Genomic DNA, 16,146 nt, shown 5'->3' with positions numbered 1-16,146 from the left:
GAGCCGGCTTGCCGGCGATAGCATTGTTTCAGGCGACATCAATGTTGACCGATCTGGCGCTATCGCCAGCAAGCCGGCTCCTGCAAGGTCTCTCTGATCAATTCTTCGCCTGCAACGCCTCAAGCTTCGCCGCCACCCCTGCCGCCGTCTGCTCACCCATCAATTGCTCGCGCACCTTGCCTTTGTTATCGATGATGTACGTCACCGGCAATGCCTCACTGCGTGGTAGCTCGAACAACTCCGAAGGGTCCTGCGCCAGCACGGTGAACTTGATCCCCAGCTTCTCGCTGGCGCTTTTGAGTTCTTCACCCTGCACGTTGTCGAAGTTGACCCCGAACACACCGATCTTCTTGTCCTTGAGCTGCTCGGCCAAGGCATTCAGCTCCGGTATCTCTGTTCTGCAAGGCCCGCACCATTCGGCCCAGAAGTTAAGCACCAGCCATTGGTTGTCCAGGCGCTCGCTGGCGATTTTCTGACCGTTCTGGTCGATGCCATAGTCGTTACCGCAGCCCCCCAGCATCAACGTCCCGATGATCGCCAATGCCGCTGCCAGTCGCCTTGTCATGTCGTGTTCCTTGTCAAAAATTGAATGCGCCTGCGACCCATCGCCTCTCACGGTTCTGGATTGCGCGCTGCACAGTTAGAATAGCCGCCACCTTACGCAAGATGCGACCCGCTCATGACCGATCTGACGCTTTATCACAATCCGCGCTGCTCGAAATCCCGCGGTGCGCTCGAACTGCTTGAAGCCCGCGGCCTGACGCCAACGGTGGTCCGTTACCTGGAAACGCCGCTGGACGCCGCGCAAATCCAGCGCCTGCTGGGCAAAATCGGCATCAGCGCCCGGCAATTGCTGCGCACTGGCGAAGACGAATACAAGACCCTCAACCTGGCCGACAGCAGCCTGAGCGAGGCGCAGCTGATCGCCGCCATCGCCGCCCACCCGAAATTGATGGAGCGACCGATTCTCGAAGCCGGCGACAAAGCCGTCATCGGCCGGCCGCCGGAGCAGATCCTGGAACTGTTGCCATGAGCGCGCCCTACATTCTGGTCCTGTATTACAGCCGCAGCGGCTCGACCAATGAGATGGCCCGGCAAATTGCTCGCGGCGTCGAGCAGGCTGGCCTTGAAGCGCGCTTGCGCACCGTGCCGGCGATTTCCACCGAATGCGAAGCTGTGTCGCCAGAGATTCCGGATGAAGGCGCGCTGTATGCCAGCCTCGACGACCTGAAGAATTGCGCCGGACTGGCCCTCGGCAGCCCGACCCGCTTCGGCAACATGGCGGCGCCGCTCAAGTACTTCCTCGACGGCACCAGCAACCTGTGGCTGACCGGCGCGCTGGTGGGTAAACCGGCCGGTGTGTTCACCTCCACCGCCAGCCTGCACGGCGGCCAGGAAACCACCCTGCTGTCGATGATGCTGCCGTTGCTGCACCACGGCATGCTGATCACCGGCCTGCCTTACAGTGAATCGGCGCTACTGGAAACCCAGGGCGGCGGCACGCCGTATGGTGCCAGCCATCACGCCGGCGCCGATGGCAAAAGCGGTCTGGATAGCCATGAAATTGCGCTGTGCCGCGCGCTGGGCATGCGCCTGGCGAAGACTGCACTGAAACTGGAGGGCTGAAGGTGGCCAGGAAACCGAAGATTTTGCCCGCCATCGAATGGCTTGAACCCCGGGTTCGGGCCATGCGCGTTATCAGCCTGCTGTGCTTTTTCGGCCTGGTGGGACTGCTGTGTGTTTACTACCTGGCAGTCGCCGATCTGCACGGCGCACGTCCCTGGGTAATTCTGCTGATCGAACTGGTGCCGTTGCTGCTGTTGGCGCCGGGGATGATCGTCGGCAGTCCTCGCGGGCATTCGTGGATGTGTTTTGTGGTGAACCTGTATTTCATCAAGGGCGCATTGGCCGCCTATGACCCGAATCGACAGATATTCGGTTTGCTGGAGATGGGCGCGAGCCTGGCGGTGTTCTGTTCGGCGCTACTGTACGTGCGCTGGCGGTATCAGTTGAACCGCAAGCTGGCTGGCGAGGGCACCCCCTCCGTCGCCTGATCTGATGCCATCGCTGGCAAGCCAGCTCTTGCGGTGAACCTGTAGGAGCTGGCTTGCCAGCGATGGGGGCGACTCGGTCTCAATGGTTCACTGTGTAAGCCAGCATCATCGAAATCTGGCTCATCGGCCGCCCACCACTCTCTTCATGCCACTGATTGAACACGTCCTGCATCAACGCGAGGTCGCGCAAGCTGGTCGGCACCTTGTCGACGATCTTCTGCGCATTCAATGCCGCCACCACGTCGTAGCTCGGCACAAAGGTGTCCTTGCCAACCATGCGCAAGAAGCGTGGCGCCGACAAACCGCCCAACTGATGACCGCGTTTTTTCAGAAAGGTCCAGAGCCCGACGATATCGGTCACGGGCCAATCGGCAATCATCGCGCCGAAGCTGCCCTTCTCATGGGCCACGTCCAGCACGAACTGCGCATTGCGCGGTACGCTTTTGAGCTTGCCCAAATGGCGGATGATCCGCGCGTCCTGCATCAGCCGCTCAAGATGCTCGGCGCTCATCAGCACGACTTTTTCCGGGTCGAACTTGAAGAACACTTCTTCGAAGGCCGGCCATTTTGCATCCACCAGGCTGTGCTTGAGGCCGGCGCGGAACACGCGCAATGCCATGGTCGAGAGGTAGCGATCATCGCTGATCTTGCGCAGTTGCGCCGGAGTCTTGGGAACGGGCAGATGGGCTTCCAGTTCAGCCGCCGAACCGAAGCGGTTCAGGCAGTACTCATTGAGCCACTTGTAATCGCGCATGCCCTCTCCTGAGGATTGAAAAATGAACTGCCCACAGTGATCGCAGTTAAAGGTTGACCACGTTGACGAACCGCGAAGCCGCGCTTTCGTCGATCTTGAGGCTGGTGAAATCAAACAGGTTGCGGTCCGCCAGTTGCGACGGGATCACGTTCTGCAGGCTGCGGAAAATACTCTCGGTGCGGCCCGGGGTCTTGCGCTCCCAGTCCAGCAGCATGTCCTTGACCACCTGGCGTTGCAGGTTTTCCTGGGAACCACAAAGGTTGCACGGGATGATCGGGAATTGCTTGAGGTCCGAGTAGGCCTGGATGTCTTTCTCGTTGCAGTAGGCCAGCGGACGGATCACCACGTTGCGCCCGTCATCGGCGCGCAGTTTTGGCGGCATGGCCTTGAGCGAACCGTTGAAGAACATGTTCAGGAAGAACGTCTCGACAATGTCGTCGCGGTGATGACCGAGGGCCATTTTGGTCGCGCCGATTTCGTCGGCAAAGGTGTAGAGCGTGCCACGACGCAGGCGCGAACACAGCGAGCACGTGGTCTTGCCTTCCGGAATCAGCTCCTTGACCACCGAGTACGTGTCTTTCTCGACGATGTGGTACTCGATGCCCAGCGCCTTCAGGTAGGCCGGCAGCACGTGTTCCGGGAAACCCGGCTGTTTCTGGTCCATGTTCACGGCCACGATCTCGAACTTGATCGGCGCGACCTTCTGCAAGTGCATCAGCACATCAAGCATGGTGTAGCTGTCTTTGCCACCGGACAGGCAGACCATGACCTTGTCGCCGTCTTCAATCATGTTGAAATCGGCAACCGCCTCACCGGCCTGACGGCGAAGACGCTTTTGCAGTTTGTTCTGGTTGACCGTAAGAGTGCCCATGACGCGAAATCCGTGAGGTGTGACGAAAGGCCGGCATTTTACGCAAAAAACACCACTGGGGCGAAGCGTTCCCGGCACTCCGTGGCGAGGGAGCTTGCTCCCGAAGCGACCCCGAAATCATCCAACGCATTGATCCAGACACTGCGCGGCGTTTTTTGCGGCTGCTGCACAGCCGAGCGGGAGCAAGCTCCCTCGCCACCGGTGTCATACAGCACAGACCCCGCGGCGATTAACAACCGGGTTTACAGCGCAATTTGCTCTAAAGCCCTGCTTCCCAGGGGGAAACTCCTTCCTATACTGCGACATAAGGTCACATACATTTCCAGACCTACACCTTACTTGGCCTATTTGGCCTGTAGGCGCTCCGCTGGGGGGCGATGTTAAAAACAAGAGGAGTGACTGGCATGATCCATCACGTAGTGGGGCTCTTCACCCACCCTGACCAAGAATGGAAAGAAATCCGTGGCGACCAAGAGGAAAGCATCAGCCACATGTACCTGACTCATACCCTGATTCTGGCGGCGATTCCCGCCGTGTCGGCGTTTATCGGCACCACGCAGGTCGGCTGGGTCATCGGCAATCGGCCTCCGGTGATGCTGACCGTAGAGAGCGCGATCTGGATGACGGTCATGTCGTACCTGGCGATGCTGGGCGGTGTGGCAGTGATGGGCGCGTTCATCCACTGGATGGCCCGCACCTATGACGCCAACCCGAGCCTTGCACGCTGCGTTGCTTTTGCGACTTATACCGCGACACCGTTGTTCATCGGTGGCCTCGCCGCCCTCTACCCGCACTTGTGGCTGGGGATGATCATCGGCACCGCGGCCATCTGTTACACGGTATACCTGCTGTATGTGGGGCTACCGACCTTCATGAACATTCCATCTGACGAGGGTTTTCTGTTTTCCAGTTCAGTGCTTGCCGTAGGCCTGGTGGTGCTGGTGGCCATCATGGCATTTACCGTTATTGTCTGGGGACTCGGCGTGGGGCCGGTCTACACTAGTTAACGTGTCACCTAAAAATCAGATATGCCAACACTCAGGCCGCCGCAAGGCGGCCTTTTAATGGGGCCGCAAAAAACAGCGTTGGCGACCATTCGGCGCCTTGGCGATTCGCAAGGCCAAAGCGTTGCGGCATACTCGACGGCTCTGGAGATCCATCAAGCATGCCCGAGCAACTCAATACCCGCGTCGAAGACTGTTTCCAACAAGCCGAATCCTTTTTCAAACGACCTTTCAAACGCCCTGTGGTGAGTCTTAAGCTGCGCGGGCAAAAAGCCGGTGTCGCGCACTTGCACGAGAACCTGCTGCGCTTCAATCCACAGCTGTACCGGGAAAACGCCGAAGACTTCCTCAAGCAGACCGTGGCCCATGAAGTGGCGCACCTGATCGCCCATCAACTGTTCGGTGACCGCATCCAGCCCCACGGCGAGGAGTGGCAACTGATCATGCGCGGCGTTTACGAACTGCCACCCAACCGCTGCCACACCTACGATGTGAAGCGCCGCAGCGTGACCCGCTACATCTATAAATGCCCGTGTCCTGACAGTGATTTTCCGTTTTCAGCGCAGCGTCATGGTCTGGTACGCCAGGGTCGGCGGTATTTGTGCCGGCGGTGTCAGCAAACCCTGGTGTTCAGTGGGGAAAGGCGGATCGAGTAGTCAGATTTCGGTGACTATACTGGCCTCATCGCCAGCAGGCTGGCTCCCACAGGGGATCATCGGTCCACCATAGAACCATTGTGAGAGGGGTGAGTAGTTGGTTTTTTGTGACTGCACCGGCCCCATCGCCAGCAGGCTGGCTCCCACAGGGGATCATCGGTCCACCATAGAACCATTGTGGGAGGGGTGAGTAGTTGGTTTTTTGTGACTGCGCCCCATCGCCAGCAGGCTGGCTCCCACAGGGGATTATCGGTCCACCATAGAACCATTGTGGGAGCCAGCCTGCTGGCGATGGCGGTTTATCAGACACTAAAGAATCACTTTGGCCCGCCGCAATGCCTCTATCCGCTCAGCACTGAGTCCCAACTCCCCCAACACCTGATCGGTATGCTGACCGAGCGCCGCGCCAACATGCTTCGGCTCAGGCAACCCCGCTGAAAACTTCAACGGACACGCCATCTGCGCCTGGCTCGAACCATCCCCCCGGGGCACTTGTGTCACCAACTGCCGAGCCTCAAGTTGCGGATGACGCAGCGCTTCGCCCAACTTCAATACGGGCTCGACACACGCATCCAGCTCGGCAAACAGCGCACACAGTTCGGCAAAATCGTGTTTCTCGAATTCGAGTTTCAGCGCGTCCTTGAGCGTCTTCCGCTGCGACGGTTGAGGTGACAATCCGAGATGAGCCAACGCCTCCAGCCCCAGCGCCGTACACAACTGTTTCATGAACGGCGGCTCCAGACTGCCCACCGACAACCAGCGCCCGTCCCGCGAGCGGTAATAGTCATAGAAACTGCCGCCATTGAGCACCTGGTCTTCCGGCCCCGGCTCTACACCGCAGGCCAGGTACCCGGCACCGGCCATGGCATTCAGGCTGAATGCGCAATCGGTCATGCTCACATCCAGCTGCTGGCCTTGCCCGGTTTGTTGCCGGGCGATCACCGCCGCCAGCAGGCCTATCACCCCGTGCAGCGAGCCACCGGCGATATCTGCTACCTGCATGCCCAAGGGCAGCGGGCCACTGTCGGCGCGACCGGTGTAGCTCGCCAGACCGGCCAACGCCAGGTAGTTGATGTCATGCCCGGCGCGGTCCTTGTAGGGACCGGTCTGGCCGTAACCGGTGATCGACACATAGATCAGTTTCGGGTTGATCGCCTTCAACGCTTCATACCCCAGCCCCAGACGTTCCATGACACCCGGACGGAATTGCTCCAGCACAATGTCGTAGTCCTGCAACAGGTGCTTGATCAGCTCCAGCGCTTCAGGTTGCTTGAGGTCCAGCGCGAGGCTGCGCTTGTTGCGGTTGAGGTAGGCATGGCTGGCCGACACGCCCTGATCGTGTGGCGGCAACACGCGCAGCAAATCCATGCGGGTCGGGGACTCGATGCGCAGCACTTCAGCACCCATGTCTGCCAGCAACAATGAGGCGAACGGCCCCGGCAGCAATGTCGAGAAATCCAGAATCTTGAGTGATGCCAACGGACCGAGCATGTGCGTTCTCCCTTAACAATGCGCTCAGACTAGGCAGCCGATGGCATTGCAGCAATCACCGTATGCGTCAGTTGTGCTGACCGTTGCGCTCAAACGCCGGGCATGAAAAAACCCGCCGAGGCGGGTTTTTCATCAGGACAAGGCTTACTTGGCGCTTGTCGGGGTTGCCGTTTCGACATGGCCCAGAACATCGTCTTTAGGCTCGTCGGCAATGCCGCGACCGCCAGAAGCCAGCTCGGCTTGCAGCACGTCGGTGTCCAGTTCCTTGACCCACTTGGCCACAACGATCGTTGCAACGGCGTTACCGACCAGGTTGGTCAGGGCACGGGCTTCAGACATGAAGCGGTCGATGCCGAGGATCAGCGCCAGGCCGGCAACCGGCAGGTGGCCCACGGCGGACAGCGTGGCAGCCAGCACGATGAAACCGCTACCGGTCACGCCCGCAGCGCCTTTGGACGACAGCAGCAACACCACCAGCAAGGTGATCTGGTGCGTGATGTCCATGTGGGTATCGGTGGCCTGGGCAATGAACACCGCGGCCATGGTCAGGTAGATCGCCGTGCCGTCGAGGTTGAACGAGTAACCGGTCGGGATCACCAGACCCACGACGGATTTCTGCGCACCCAGACGCTCCATCTTGATCAGCATGCGCGGCAGCACCGACTCCGAAGAGGAAGTACCCAGCACGATCAGCAGCTCTTCACGGATGTAGCGAATCATCTTCAGCACGCTGAAGCCGTGCAGGCGGGCGATGGAACCCAGCACGATCAGGATGAACAGCACGCAAGTGATGTAGAAGCAGGCCATCAACTGACCCAGTTGCACCAGCGAACCGACACCGTAGGCACCGATGGTGAAGGCCATGGCACCGAACGCACCGATAGGCGCGAGCTTCATGATCATGTTGATGATGTTGAACATCACATGCGCGAAGCGATCGATGAAGTCCAGCAGCGGCCGGCCGTAGGCACCCAGGCGATGCAGGGCGAAACCGAAGATCACCGAGAACATCAGCACTTGCAGGATGTCACCGGTGGCGAAGGCGCCGACGATGGTGGTCGGGATCACGTTCAGCAGGAAGCCGACGACGCTTTGGTCAGCGCCGGCCGCCACATAAGCGGCAACTTTGGAGGCATCGAGTGTGGTGACGTCGATGTGCATGCCATTACCTGGTTGCACGATGTTGACGACGATCAGGCCAACCAGCAGGGCGATGGTCGAAACGATCTCGAAATAGAGCAACGCGTAGCCACCGGTCTTGCCAACCGCTTTCATGTCCTGCATACCGGCGATACCGCTGACGACGGTACAGAAGATGATCGGGGCGATGATCATTTTGATCAGCTTGATGAACCCGTCACCCAGCGGCTTAACGGCCACACCGAGCTGTGGGTAGAAGTGACCGAGCGCGATACCGATGACAATTGCAACGATCACCTGGAAATACAGGGATTTGTACAGTGGCTGACGAGTCGTCATTGCAAAGTTCCTCAAGAGTGTCAGTGACAACATCCATCTGCTGTCCGCGACATCTGAATTGCGAACCCTCCTGCACTGGAGGGATTTGTTTTTCGAGCTGCACGGCGGCAGACATCTGCTCGTTGTATCGCAAGGCCCGTGCCACCTTGCATAAATCGGCTGCAAGCCTGCTGCCATCAAGGGCTACAGGATTTCTGGCGTTGCGCGCCAGTCGCTGGCGCATGGCGGAATTCCGCCCTTGCATCAAAAACTGTCCTGCGAGTTGGCGGAAATCCGCCTTGTTCTTCGCAACACCCCGCAGCTACCATCGGTCGTTCAACAGACGGATCTGCTCGCTATGCGTGAACGCACCATCGCCAGTCATTTCGCCCGCGCCTTACTTGGTGGTGCGCGCCGACGTGGCTACGACTATTCGAGTCTGCTGCAGCAATTGGGGATCAGCAGCGAGCTGCTCGACGAGCCCCGCGCACGCATCGCGCCGGAGCAATTCACCCAATTGATCCAGGCACTTTGGCTGGCGCTGGACGATGAATACCTGGGTTTCGGGCAAGCGCCGAGCAAACCGGGCAGTTTCGCGATGATGTGCCATGCCGTGATCCACTGTCGCAATCTGGAGAAGGCGCTCAATCGAGGCTTATTATTTTATAGCCTATTCCCCGGGGCACCGCGCCTGAGCCTGACCCACGAGGACGAATGGGTCCGACTGAGCCTGGACGACGGGGCATTGTGGGATCCGGATCATTTCCTGACCGAGAGCCTGCTGGTGATCTGGCATCGCTTCGGCAGCTGGCTGATCGGCCAGCGCATCCGCCTGGAGCAGGCCACGTTCAGCTATCCGAGGCCGGAGCACGGCGCCGAGTACGATTTGCTGTTCTCCTGCCCGCTGACCTTTTGCGCAGAAAAGAGCACCACCGCCCAGAGCAGCCTGTTGTTCCACAGTCGCTACCTGAACATGCCGCTGTTGCAGGACGAGCGCACGCTCAAGCATTTCCTCGAACGCTCACCCGCCAATCTGTTATCGCGCCCGGACGACGGCGACAGCCTGAGCAGCCGTTTGCGCCGCTTGCTCAGCCGCGACAACTCGCGCTGGCCAGACCTGGAGGCCGTGGCCGCGCAACTGCACATCAGCCCGCAGACCTTGCGCCGGCATTTGCGTGAGGAGGGTTCGAGTTTTCAGGAATTGAAGGATCAGTTGCGCCGGGACATCGCGATTTATCACCTGAGCCGCGCCGACCTGTCGTTGCAACAGATCGCCGAGCAATTGGGGTTTTCCGAGCCTTCGGCGTTTCACCGGGCGTTCAAGAAATGGACCGGGCTGACACCCGGTGCGTATCGCGACCAGGAGAATTGACGGTGAATTCACTGGCCTCATCGCGAGCAAGCTCGCTCCTACATTGGGCCGGGTCAGCCCTTCACTGTAGGTGCGAGCTTGCTCGCGATGGGGCCAGCAAAGCCAACACCTAAACCACCGAAAAATGAATCCTGAACGCCGCCCCGCCCATGGGTGAGTCCCCCAGCGTCAGTTTGGCGTTGTAGCTCTCGATGATGTCCTTGACCACCGCCAGGCCGATGCCCTGCCCCGGATGTTGACGATCCAGACGCTCGCCGCGCTGGAGGATTCGTGCACGCTGGTCCGCGGGCACGCCAGGACCATCGTCTTCGACGCACAACTCGATGTCACGGGGAATTTCGCGCACGCTGATCCGGATCTCGCCGAGGCATAGCCGATACGCGTTTTCCAGCAGATTACCCATCATCTCCAGCAACGCGCCCTGCTCGATCGGCACATGACAATCGTCCGGCAGATCGAAAGCAACCCGCACACGCTTGTCGCGGTAAACCTTGTCCAGTGTGTCGCACAAGCTTTGCAACACCGGCCGCAGACGTACCTGATGCCGCACCAGACCGCTTTTACGCAGACTCGCGCGTTGCAGTTGATAGCTGATCTGCTGGCTCATGCGTTCGATCTGGGTTTGCAGCACCCAGGCCTGCTCACGATTTTCAGGGCGTTGCACCATGTCCTCGCTGACACCTTGCAGCACTGCTAACGGGGTTTTCAGACTGTGGGCCAGGTCATCAAGTGAATCACGGTAGCGACTGCGCTGCTCGCGCTCGCTGTGCAGCAAGCGGTTCAGGGAGCCGGTCAGGCGCAGCAGTTCCCGGGGATGCTCCTCGCTGAGGCTCTCGCGGGTGCCGCCCTCGATCTGGTCCAGCTCCTGACTCAAGCGGCTCAACGCCTTCAAGCCCCAGGTCAGACCGCCCCACAGCAAGGCCAGTAACACCAGCAACGCTGCGCCGAAGCCCAGGTAGAGATTTTCGCGCAGACCTTCAAGGGTGGTTTCGTATTCACGCACCGGTTGCAGCGCCACGATGCTGAATGCCGCACTTTTTCCGCCAATCAGTTTGATCTCGACGTCATAGACGAAGAACTCCTGGCCATTGGCTTCGCTGATCCGCGCGAACTCGTTACCACGCCCGTCATAACGCGGCTTGTAGTTGATGTGCTCTTCCTGCGTGGCCCTGGAACGCCAGACCAGATGCCCATCGCGGTCATAGATGTAGCCGAGCAGGCGGCTGTCGGTGAGGTTGTAACGCTCGTCGGGCAATTGCGCCGGCATCATCAGGCTGTTGTTCTCCACCCGGGCGGCGGAAATTAACGTGGTGACGTCCGACGCCAGGCGCTGCTCGATGGAATCCTGCAAGGCCAGGCTGAACGCGCCCTGCATCGCCGGCAACAACGCCAGCATGAACAACACCGCCAGGATCGTGGCGGCGAGCATCAAGCGAATGCGAAGCGAGCGGATCAAGTGCAGCGCTCATTGAACAGGTAGCCGAGGCCGCGCACGGTCTCGATCGGTTTGAAGCCTCCGGGACCTTCCAGTTTTCGACGCAGACGACCGACCAGCACTTCGATCACGTTCGGATCACGCTCGCCGTCGTCCGGGTACAGTTGCTCCATCAAGCGGTCCTTGGGTACCACTTGCTGGTGATGGCGCATCAGGTATTCGAGGATGCGGTACTCATACGCCGTTAGTGCCAGCGGTTGCTCATCGAGAGAGGCCTGCTTGCGATTGAGGTCGAGCAACAATGGACCAGCGACGATGGTCGACTGGGTGAACCCGCTGGAACGACGCAGCAAGGCATTGAGCCTGGCGTCGAGTTCTTCGAACTGGAACGGTTTGACTACGTAATCGTCGGCCCCGGCGGCCAGGCCTTCAACTTTGTCCTGCCAGTTGCCGCGGGCGGTGAGGATCAGGATCGGAAAGCTCTTGCCGGTCGACCGCAACTGACGGATCAGGTCGAGCCCGCTCATCCCCGGCAGACCGAGGTCGATCACCGCCAGATCAAAATTGAACTGCGCGGTTTGATACAGCGCCTCCTCGGCATTGGCCACGGACTCGACCACGTGGCCGCTCTCCGTCAGGCGGGTTTGCAGGTGATGGCGCAACAGCGCTTCATCTTCGACGACCAGCAGTTTCATAACGCTCTCCCCGGCAAATCAACATCTCCAGACAACCCTCTGTGGGCGCTAGCAGCGCTAGCCCCACAGGGTACTCAGGCGAACCGCTTCAGAAAGCGTAGTTGGCAGACAGATAGGTCTGGGCACTGCTGGTCAAGTCCAGCGATCCCTGTTTGCTGCCGCCGCGCTCGCTCATTTCGGTACTCGCATTGCTGCGCAGGTAACGGTAACCCAGTTCAACCGAGGTGTTTTGCGAAACCTGTTGCAAGACCCCTACCTGCCCGCCGATGGCGTAGCCGATGTCGCTGTCGCGGCTGAAACCGGACGACTCCTGGGTCAATTTGGTCAGGCCGGCCGTGGCACCACCGAACAGCTTGGTGCTGCCGCCCACCGGATAGAACAGATCGTAGCTGCCCAACAGATTTTCCTGGCGCAGTTTAATGCCGTTGTGCGAGCCCGACACATTGTCGTACGTGGCGTAGTAACGGCCCTGACTGTTTTGCTGACCCAGACGCACACCCCAGGTGGCGTCCTTATTGATGACACCGTCGGTGTTCGGGTGGTCGAGGTTATCGTTCAGGGCGTGAGATTTTTTGACCTTGTCGCTGGTCTGCCCAAGCGTCAGGCTGGCGAAGTTGTCGTTGGAGGCGAAAGCCGTCGTGCTTGCGCCGAGAACAGTGAATGCCAACAGCAGTTTTTTGAATCCGGTCATGGTGAAGTTCCTTATGTGCCGTATGGGTTTTGGGTACGAGGCAAGGTTACGTAACCGGCCCTGAACTCCCCCTGAACGCACTCTGAACCTCGGCTGAACCGCCTCACATTGGATAAGGCCCCCCCGAAAGTCCCGAGGGGGCGAGCCTGCTCGCGAAAGCGACACCGCCGATCTCAACCTTTGCACTACCCAGCCCCAAGGCAACCCGGCAAAATGCCCGACATGAACTTTGCCCCCGCCCTGCCCGCCTGCTGCACCCCGCTCGATGACCATTGGCCGCTGCCGTTCGTGCTGCCCGACACAGTCCTGTTGAGTACCCAATTCGACAGTTCACAACTGGCTCTGGATGATTTCCACCGCAGCGCCATCGAAGTCCCGGCGTCGATCCAACGCTCGGTGGCCAAACGGCAGGCGGAGTTTCTCGCCGGACGGGTGTGCGCCCGGGCCGCGCTGCAGCGCCTGGAAGGCCTGAGTTTCATTCCAGCCATTGGCGAAGACCGGGCCCCGATCTGGCCCGGCCATATCGCCGGTTCGATCACCCACAGCGCCGGTCGTGCCGCCGCCATCGTCGCGAACAAACGTCATTGGCGCGGTTTGGGTATGGACCTGGAAAACCTGCTCAACGCCGAACGGGCCGAACGCCTGGCCGGGGAAATCCTCATCCCGGCGGAGCTACAGCGGATGGCGGCCGGTCCCCGGGATCAAATGGCGTTGTGGGTGACGCTGACCTTCTCGGTCAAGGAAAGCCTGTTCAAGGCGCTCTACCCGATCGTTCAGCAGCGCTTTTATTTCGAGCATGCCGAAGTGCTTGAGTGGGCTGAGGATGGCCACATCAGGCTGCGATTGCTTGCAGACTTGTCCAGCGAATGGCGCAACGGCACCGAGCTGGATGCGCAGTTTGCGGTCGAGGATGGGCAGTTGTTGAGTCTGGTCAGTATCCAGGCCTGAGGTTTTCGCTGTTTGTTGGGACCTCATCGCGAGCAAGCTCGCTCCTACAAGGGATAGGCGGGCAAAATCCCCTGTGCTCGCGATGGCGGCAGCACATTCACCGCGAGACTCAGCGTTTCTCTTGATTCCTCGGCCAGCTCAAACTGAAACACGCCCCCCCCAGGCTTTTGCTCTTGCCGATCAGCGCACGTCCGTCGTGCCAATGGATGATCCTTCGCACGATCGACAGTCCCAGCCCATGCCCGCCCGACGCGCGAGTGCGGCTGTCATCAAGGCGCAGAAACGGGGTGAAGATTTTCTCCCACGCCAACTCCGGTACACCCGGCCCGTCATCCTCGATGTCCACGCGACAACGCTGCTGGCCCACCTGATAACTGATGGTCACCCGGGAGTGCGCGTGGCGCATGGCATTGGTGACCAGGTTCTGGATCGCCCGGTGCAAGTAGCGCGGTTCGGCTTCGACCCAGGCGTCATCACAGTCGGCGGCCGACAGGCATAAACCCCGTTGCACCGTGACATCGACTCGCAAGGGCGCCAGCTCTTCGATGACTTGATTGACCAAGGCATCCAGGTCGATGCGCTGGAAGTTCAACGCCGGCGACCCCTGCTCCAGCCGCGCGTAGGTCAGCATCTCGTCCACCAGTCGATCGAGGTCCTCGATGTCGTGATCCATGCCCTCGCAATATTTTTCCAAAGCTTGTGGCGTAGTGGCCGTGCCAATCATTTCCAGGCCGAACCGCAGGCGCGCCACCGGTGTACGCAACTCGTGGGACACCGCGCGTACCAGCTCACGCTGGATTGCCAGCAACTGCTGCAAGTGCTCGGCCATGGCGTTGAACGCCGAAGCCAGGCGCCCCACCGAGTCGGCACCGCGTGCCGGCACACGGGTTTCCAGGCTGCCCTGGGCGATGCGCGTGGCGGCGGATTCCAGTCCCCGCAAGCGCCGCTCCAGTTGCCGCACCAGCAGGTAAACGATCAAGCCGATCAGCGTCAGCCCGAGGACGGCAATCAGCACCAGCCACTCCGGCGGATAAGGATTCATTTGATACAGCGGGCCGATTTCCAGCACCCATGGCGTGCCAACCATGCCGGCAAACACGCGGATCGAATCGCCGCCCTTGCCCAGCGCCATCACGGTGTCACCCTCGGACACACGACGGCGCTGGTCTTCGTCCATGTCCGCCTCGTCGACCGTGACCAGCCGCAGGTCGAAACCGAAGCCCTTTTCCTCTTTTAATTTCGCCAGGTGCCTGGGCTGATCCGCCACAGGCGAGCGCACCAGTTCGTCGGCCAACAGGTAGATCGTCGCCCGGGCCAGTTGCTCGCTGATTTGCTGCACCTCGCCCGTCAGGACCAACTGTTCCTGGTCGCTGACCAACCGATACACCTTTGCCGCGTGCGGCCCGGTCTGTTCCACCAAGGCCTGGCCGCGCAGAACGCGGGTGCGCTGGGTCAGGTCCAGATCGGTTTCGTTGAAGGTTTTCAGCGCCAGCGGGATGCCGAGCAACCGCTCCCAGACCAGCAAGGCCCGATGGCGCTCAGTCTGGTTCATCGGTTGCAGGTTGTCGGCCATCAGCGCAAACGTACCGTGGGCCAGGCGCTCGCGGTACTGCTCGCTACGCACCTGGTTGAGCAAGTGGATGGCCAGCACGCCCAGCACCGCCACCAGAATCAGCGCAGCGCACATGCCGCCATAAATGCGCAGGAAGATCGAGTTCACAATGTCGGGTCTACACAGGCTTCGGGAACAAACAGATACCCTTTGCTGCGCACCGTCTTGATCAGGCGCGGGTGCTCAGGGTCATCACCGATCTTCGGCCGGATACGCGAGATCCGCACATCGATGGAACGGTCCTGGCCGTCGTAGCCGATGCCGCGCAACGCGGTGAAGATTTCCTCCCGGGACAGAATGCGCCCGGCGTTGGCCACCAGCAGCCACAGCAGGTCGAATTCGGCGCTGGTCAGTTCGATGCCATTGCCCTGCAACCACGCTTCGCGCAAGGCGTTGTCCACCACCAGCGGACCAAACTGCAGGCGCCGTTGTTTTTCCGGGGCGACCTCGGGCGCTTCACTACGCCGCAACAAGGCCTGGATACGCGCCAGCAACAGGCGTGGACGCACCGGTTTGCACACATAATCGTCGGCGCCCAGGTCGAGGCCGAGGATCTGGTCGGTGTCGTCGGTGCGGGCGGTGAGCATCAGGATCGCCCCCTCGTAACGGGCGCGGACCTTGCGGCAGATGCTCAGGCCATCTTCACCGGGGAGCATCAGGTCGAGAATCACCAGGTCCGGTTGCTCCTTGATGATGCGCGCTGCCGCCAACGCCCCATCACCTTCAATCGATACGCGCAGGCCATTGGCTTCCAGGTAATCGCGGGTCAGTTCGGCCAGTCGCTGGTCGTCCTCCACAATCAATACCTGCCAGGCTTCTTGCTCCACGGGTGACCTCTGCTTGCCAAAACGCTAATAAGGAAGGATCCGCCCGTCTTTTTGTAATGATTCGGGGGGATAAATAGGTATACATGCTGGCCGATTGTATAAACGCCGCCCGCCGAGAACACAAGCCGGTAAATGCGTTCGGACAACCCGGTTTTTTGTGGTAGGGTTCGCGCCCTTAAAAATCTGGTCTGGCGTTTTCACCCGTTGAAAATCGCTGAAAAAAGCTTCGATCCAGCTAGGTCGCGGCCTACACGCCGATTCCCTCTTTCACACACAAT

At 60.1% G+C, this 16,146-nt stretch carries 17 protein-coding genes; 7 read left to right on the top strand and 10 right to left on the bottom strand.

The annotated features are described in order from the left end of the window. Nucleotides 1-97: 97 nt before the first annotated feature. Nucleotides 98-565, bottom strand: coding sequence for a TlpA disulfide reductase family protein (locus CKW19_RS03130; protein WP_095056545.1), 468 nt, complete (start codon nucleotides 563-565; stop codon nucleotides 98-100). A gap of 114 nt (nucleotides 566-679) precedes the next feature. Here CKW19_RS03130 and arsC point away from each other — a divergent pair, with 114 nt between their 5' ends. Genes arsC through CKW19_RS03115 form a run of 3 tightly spaced genes read left to right on the top strand, consistent with a single transcriptional unit; the run spans nucleotide 680 to nucleotide 2,054 of the window. Beyond that, the gene (arsC, locus tag CKW19_RS03125; RefSeq protein WP_095056544.1) at nucleotides 680-1,033 is read left to right on the top strand and encodes an arsenate reductase (glutaredoxin); all 354 of its coding nucleotides are present in this window, start codon (nucleotides 680-682) and stop codon (nucleotides 1,031-1,033) included. After that, complete coding sequence (wrbA, locus tag CKW19_RS03120) at nucleotides 1,030-1,626, top strand: NAD(P)H:quinone oxidoreductase (protein ID WP_095056543.1); 597 nt, start codon at nucleotides 1,030-1,032, stop codon at nucleotides 1,624-1,626. Before arsC ends, wrbA begins: the two co-directional genes overlap by 4 nt. A 2-nt stretch (nucleotides 1,627-1,628) precedes the next feature. Then, the gene (locus CKW19_RS03115) at nucleotides 1,629-2,054 is read left to right on the top strand and encodes a DUF2069 domain-containing protein (RefSeq protein WP_053162036.1); all 426 of its coding nucleotides are present in this window, start codon (nucleotides 1,629-1,631) and stop codon (nucleotides 2,052-2,054) included. A 79-nt stretch (nucleotides 2,055-2,133) separates the two neighbouring features. On the opposite strand, the gene CKW19_RS03110 is transcribed toward CKW19_RS03115, so the two are convergent. Together CKW19_RS03110 and ttcA are read right to left on the bottom strand one after the other, a co-directional pair. Beyond that, on the bottom strand, nucleotides 2,134-2,808 hold the full coding sequence (locus CKW19_RS03110; protein ID WP_095056542.1) for a DNA-3-methyladenine glycosylase I: 675 nt from the start codon (nucleotides 2,806-2,808) through the stop codon (nucleotides 2,134-2,136). Nucleotides 2,809-2,854: 46 nt separating this feature from the next. Beyond that, nucleotides 2,855-3,679: a tRNA 2-thiocytidine(32) synthetase TtcA gene (gene ttcA, locus CKW19_RS03105; RefSeq protein WP_095056541.1), complete on the bottom strand. Its 825-nt coding sequence runs from the start codon at nucleotides 3,677-3,679 to the stop codon at nucleotides 2,855-2,857. 404 nt (nucleotides 3,680-4,083) lie between these two features. Between ttcA and CKW19_RS03100 the strand changes: the two genes are divergently transcribed. Both CKW19_RS03100 and CKW19_RS03095 read left to right on the top strand, forming a co-directional pair. After that, nucleotides 4,084-4,686, top strand: coding sequence for a Yip1 family protein (locus CKW19_RS03100; protein WP_095056540.1), 603 nt, complete (start codon nucleotides 4,084-4,086; stop codon nucleotides 4,684-4,686). A gap of 158 nt (nucleotides 4,687-4,844) precedes the next feature. Then, a complete protein-coding gene (locus tag CKW19_RS03095) occupies nucleotides 4,845-5,339 on the top strand; it encodes a SprT family zinc-dependent metalloprotease (RefSeq protein ID WP_095056539.1) in 495 nt (164 codons plus the stop codon). Between the two features lie 309 nt (nucleotides 5,340-5,648). Here CKW19_RS03095 and CKW19_RS03090 read toward each other — a convergent pair whose 3' ends face one another. Together CKW19_RS03090 and CKW19_RS03085 are read right to left on the bottom strand one after the other, a co-directional pair. After that, nucleotides 5,649-6,830, bottom strand: coding sequence for a CaiB/BaiF CoA-transferase family protein (locus CKW19_RS03090; RefSeq protein WP_095056538.1), 1,182 nt, complete (start codon nucleotides 6,828-6,830; stop codon nucleotides 5,649-5,651). 144 nt (nucleotides 6,831-6,974) lie between these two features. Continuing rightward, entirely contained in the window at nucleotides 6,975-8,309 is a 1,335-nt protein-coding gene (locus CKW19_RS03085; RefSeq protein WP_095056537.1) for a dicarboxylate/amino acid:cation symporter, read from the bottom strand. A 337-nt stretch (nucleotides 8,310-8,646) separates the two neighbouring features. On the opposite strand from CKW19_RS03085, the gene CKW19_RS03080 reads away from it, so the two are divergent. Next, a complete protein-coding gene (locus CKW19_RS03080; protein ID WP_095056536.1) occupies nucleotides 8,647-9,660 on the top strand; it encodes an AraC family transcriptional regulator in 1,014 nt (337 codons plus the stop codon). 109 nt (nucleotides 9,661-9,769) lie between these two features. Here CKW19_RS03080 and CKW19_RS03075 read toward each other — a convergent pair whose 3' ends face one another. From CKW19_RS03075 to CKW19_RS03065, 3 genes are all read right to left on the bottom strand, one after another. After that, the gene (locus CKW19_RS03075) at nucleotides 9,770-11,116 is read right to left on the bottom strand and encodes an ATP-binding protein (protein ID WP_095056535.1); all 1,347 of its coding nucleotides are present in this window, start codon (nucleotides 11,114-11,116) and stop codon (nucleotides 9,770-9,772) included. Then, the gene (locus CKW19_RS03070; RefSeq protein ID WP_095056534.1) at nucleotides 11,113-11,790 is read right to left on the bottom strand and encodes a response regulator transcription factor; all 678 of its coding nucleotides are present in this window, start codon (nucleotides 11,788-11,790) and stop codon (nucleotides 11,113-11,115) included. Before CKW19_RS03070 ends, CKW19_RS03075 begins: the two co-directional genes overlap by 4 nt. An 88-nt stretch (nucleotides 11,791-11,878) precedes the next feature. Beyond that, nucleotides 11,879-12,481 (bottom strand): hypothetical protein, encoded by a 603-nt coding sequence (locus CKW19_RS03065; RefSeq protein ID WP_095056533.1) that lies wholly within the window; start codon nucleotides 12,479-12,481, stop codon nucleotides 11,879-11,881. Between the two features lie 222 nt (nucleotides 12,482-12,703). Between CKW19_RS03065 and CKW19_RS03060 the strand changes: the two genes are divergently transcribed. Beyond that, nucleotides 12,704-13,429 (top strand): 4'-phosphopantetheinyl transferase, encoded by a 726-nt coding sequence (locus CKW19_RS03060; protein WP_218232043.1) that lies wholly within the window; start codon nucleotides 12,704-12,706, stop codon nucleotides 13,427-13,429. Nucleotides 13,430-13,538: 109 nt separating this feature from the next. Here CKW19_RS03060 and CKW19_RS03055 read toward each other — a convergent pair whose 3' ends face one another. Together CKW19_RS03055 and CKW19_RS03050 are read right to left on the bottom strand one after the other, a co-directional pair. Continuing rightward, a complete protein-coding gene (locus CKW19_RS03055; protein WP_095056531.1) occupies nucleotides 13,539-15,149 on the bottom strand; it encodes an ATP-binding protein in 1,611 nt (536 codons plus the stop codon). Next, the gene (locus CKW19_RS03050; RefSeq protein ID WP_095056530.1) at nucleotides 15,146-15,868 is read right to left on the bottom strand and encodes a winged helix-turn-helix domain-containing protein; all 723 of its coding nucleotides are present in this window, start codon (nucleotides 15,866-15,868) and stop codon (nucleotides 15,146-15,148) included. Before CKW19_RS03050 ends, CKW19_RS03055 begins: the two co-directional genes overlap by 4 nt. Nucleotides 15,869-16,146 lie beyond the last annotated feature (278 nt).

This window comes from Pseudomonas sp. Irchel s3f7, assembly GCF_900187615.1.
Lineage (GTDB): Bacteria > Pseudomonadota > Gammaproteobacteria > Pseudomonadales > Pseudomonadaceae > Aquipseudomonas.
The sequence above is the reverse complement of the archived record's forward strand: the minus strand, read 5'-3'. Positions and strand labels throughout refer to the sequence as shown.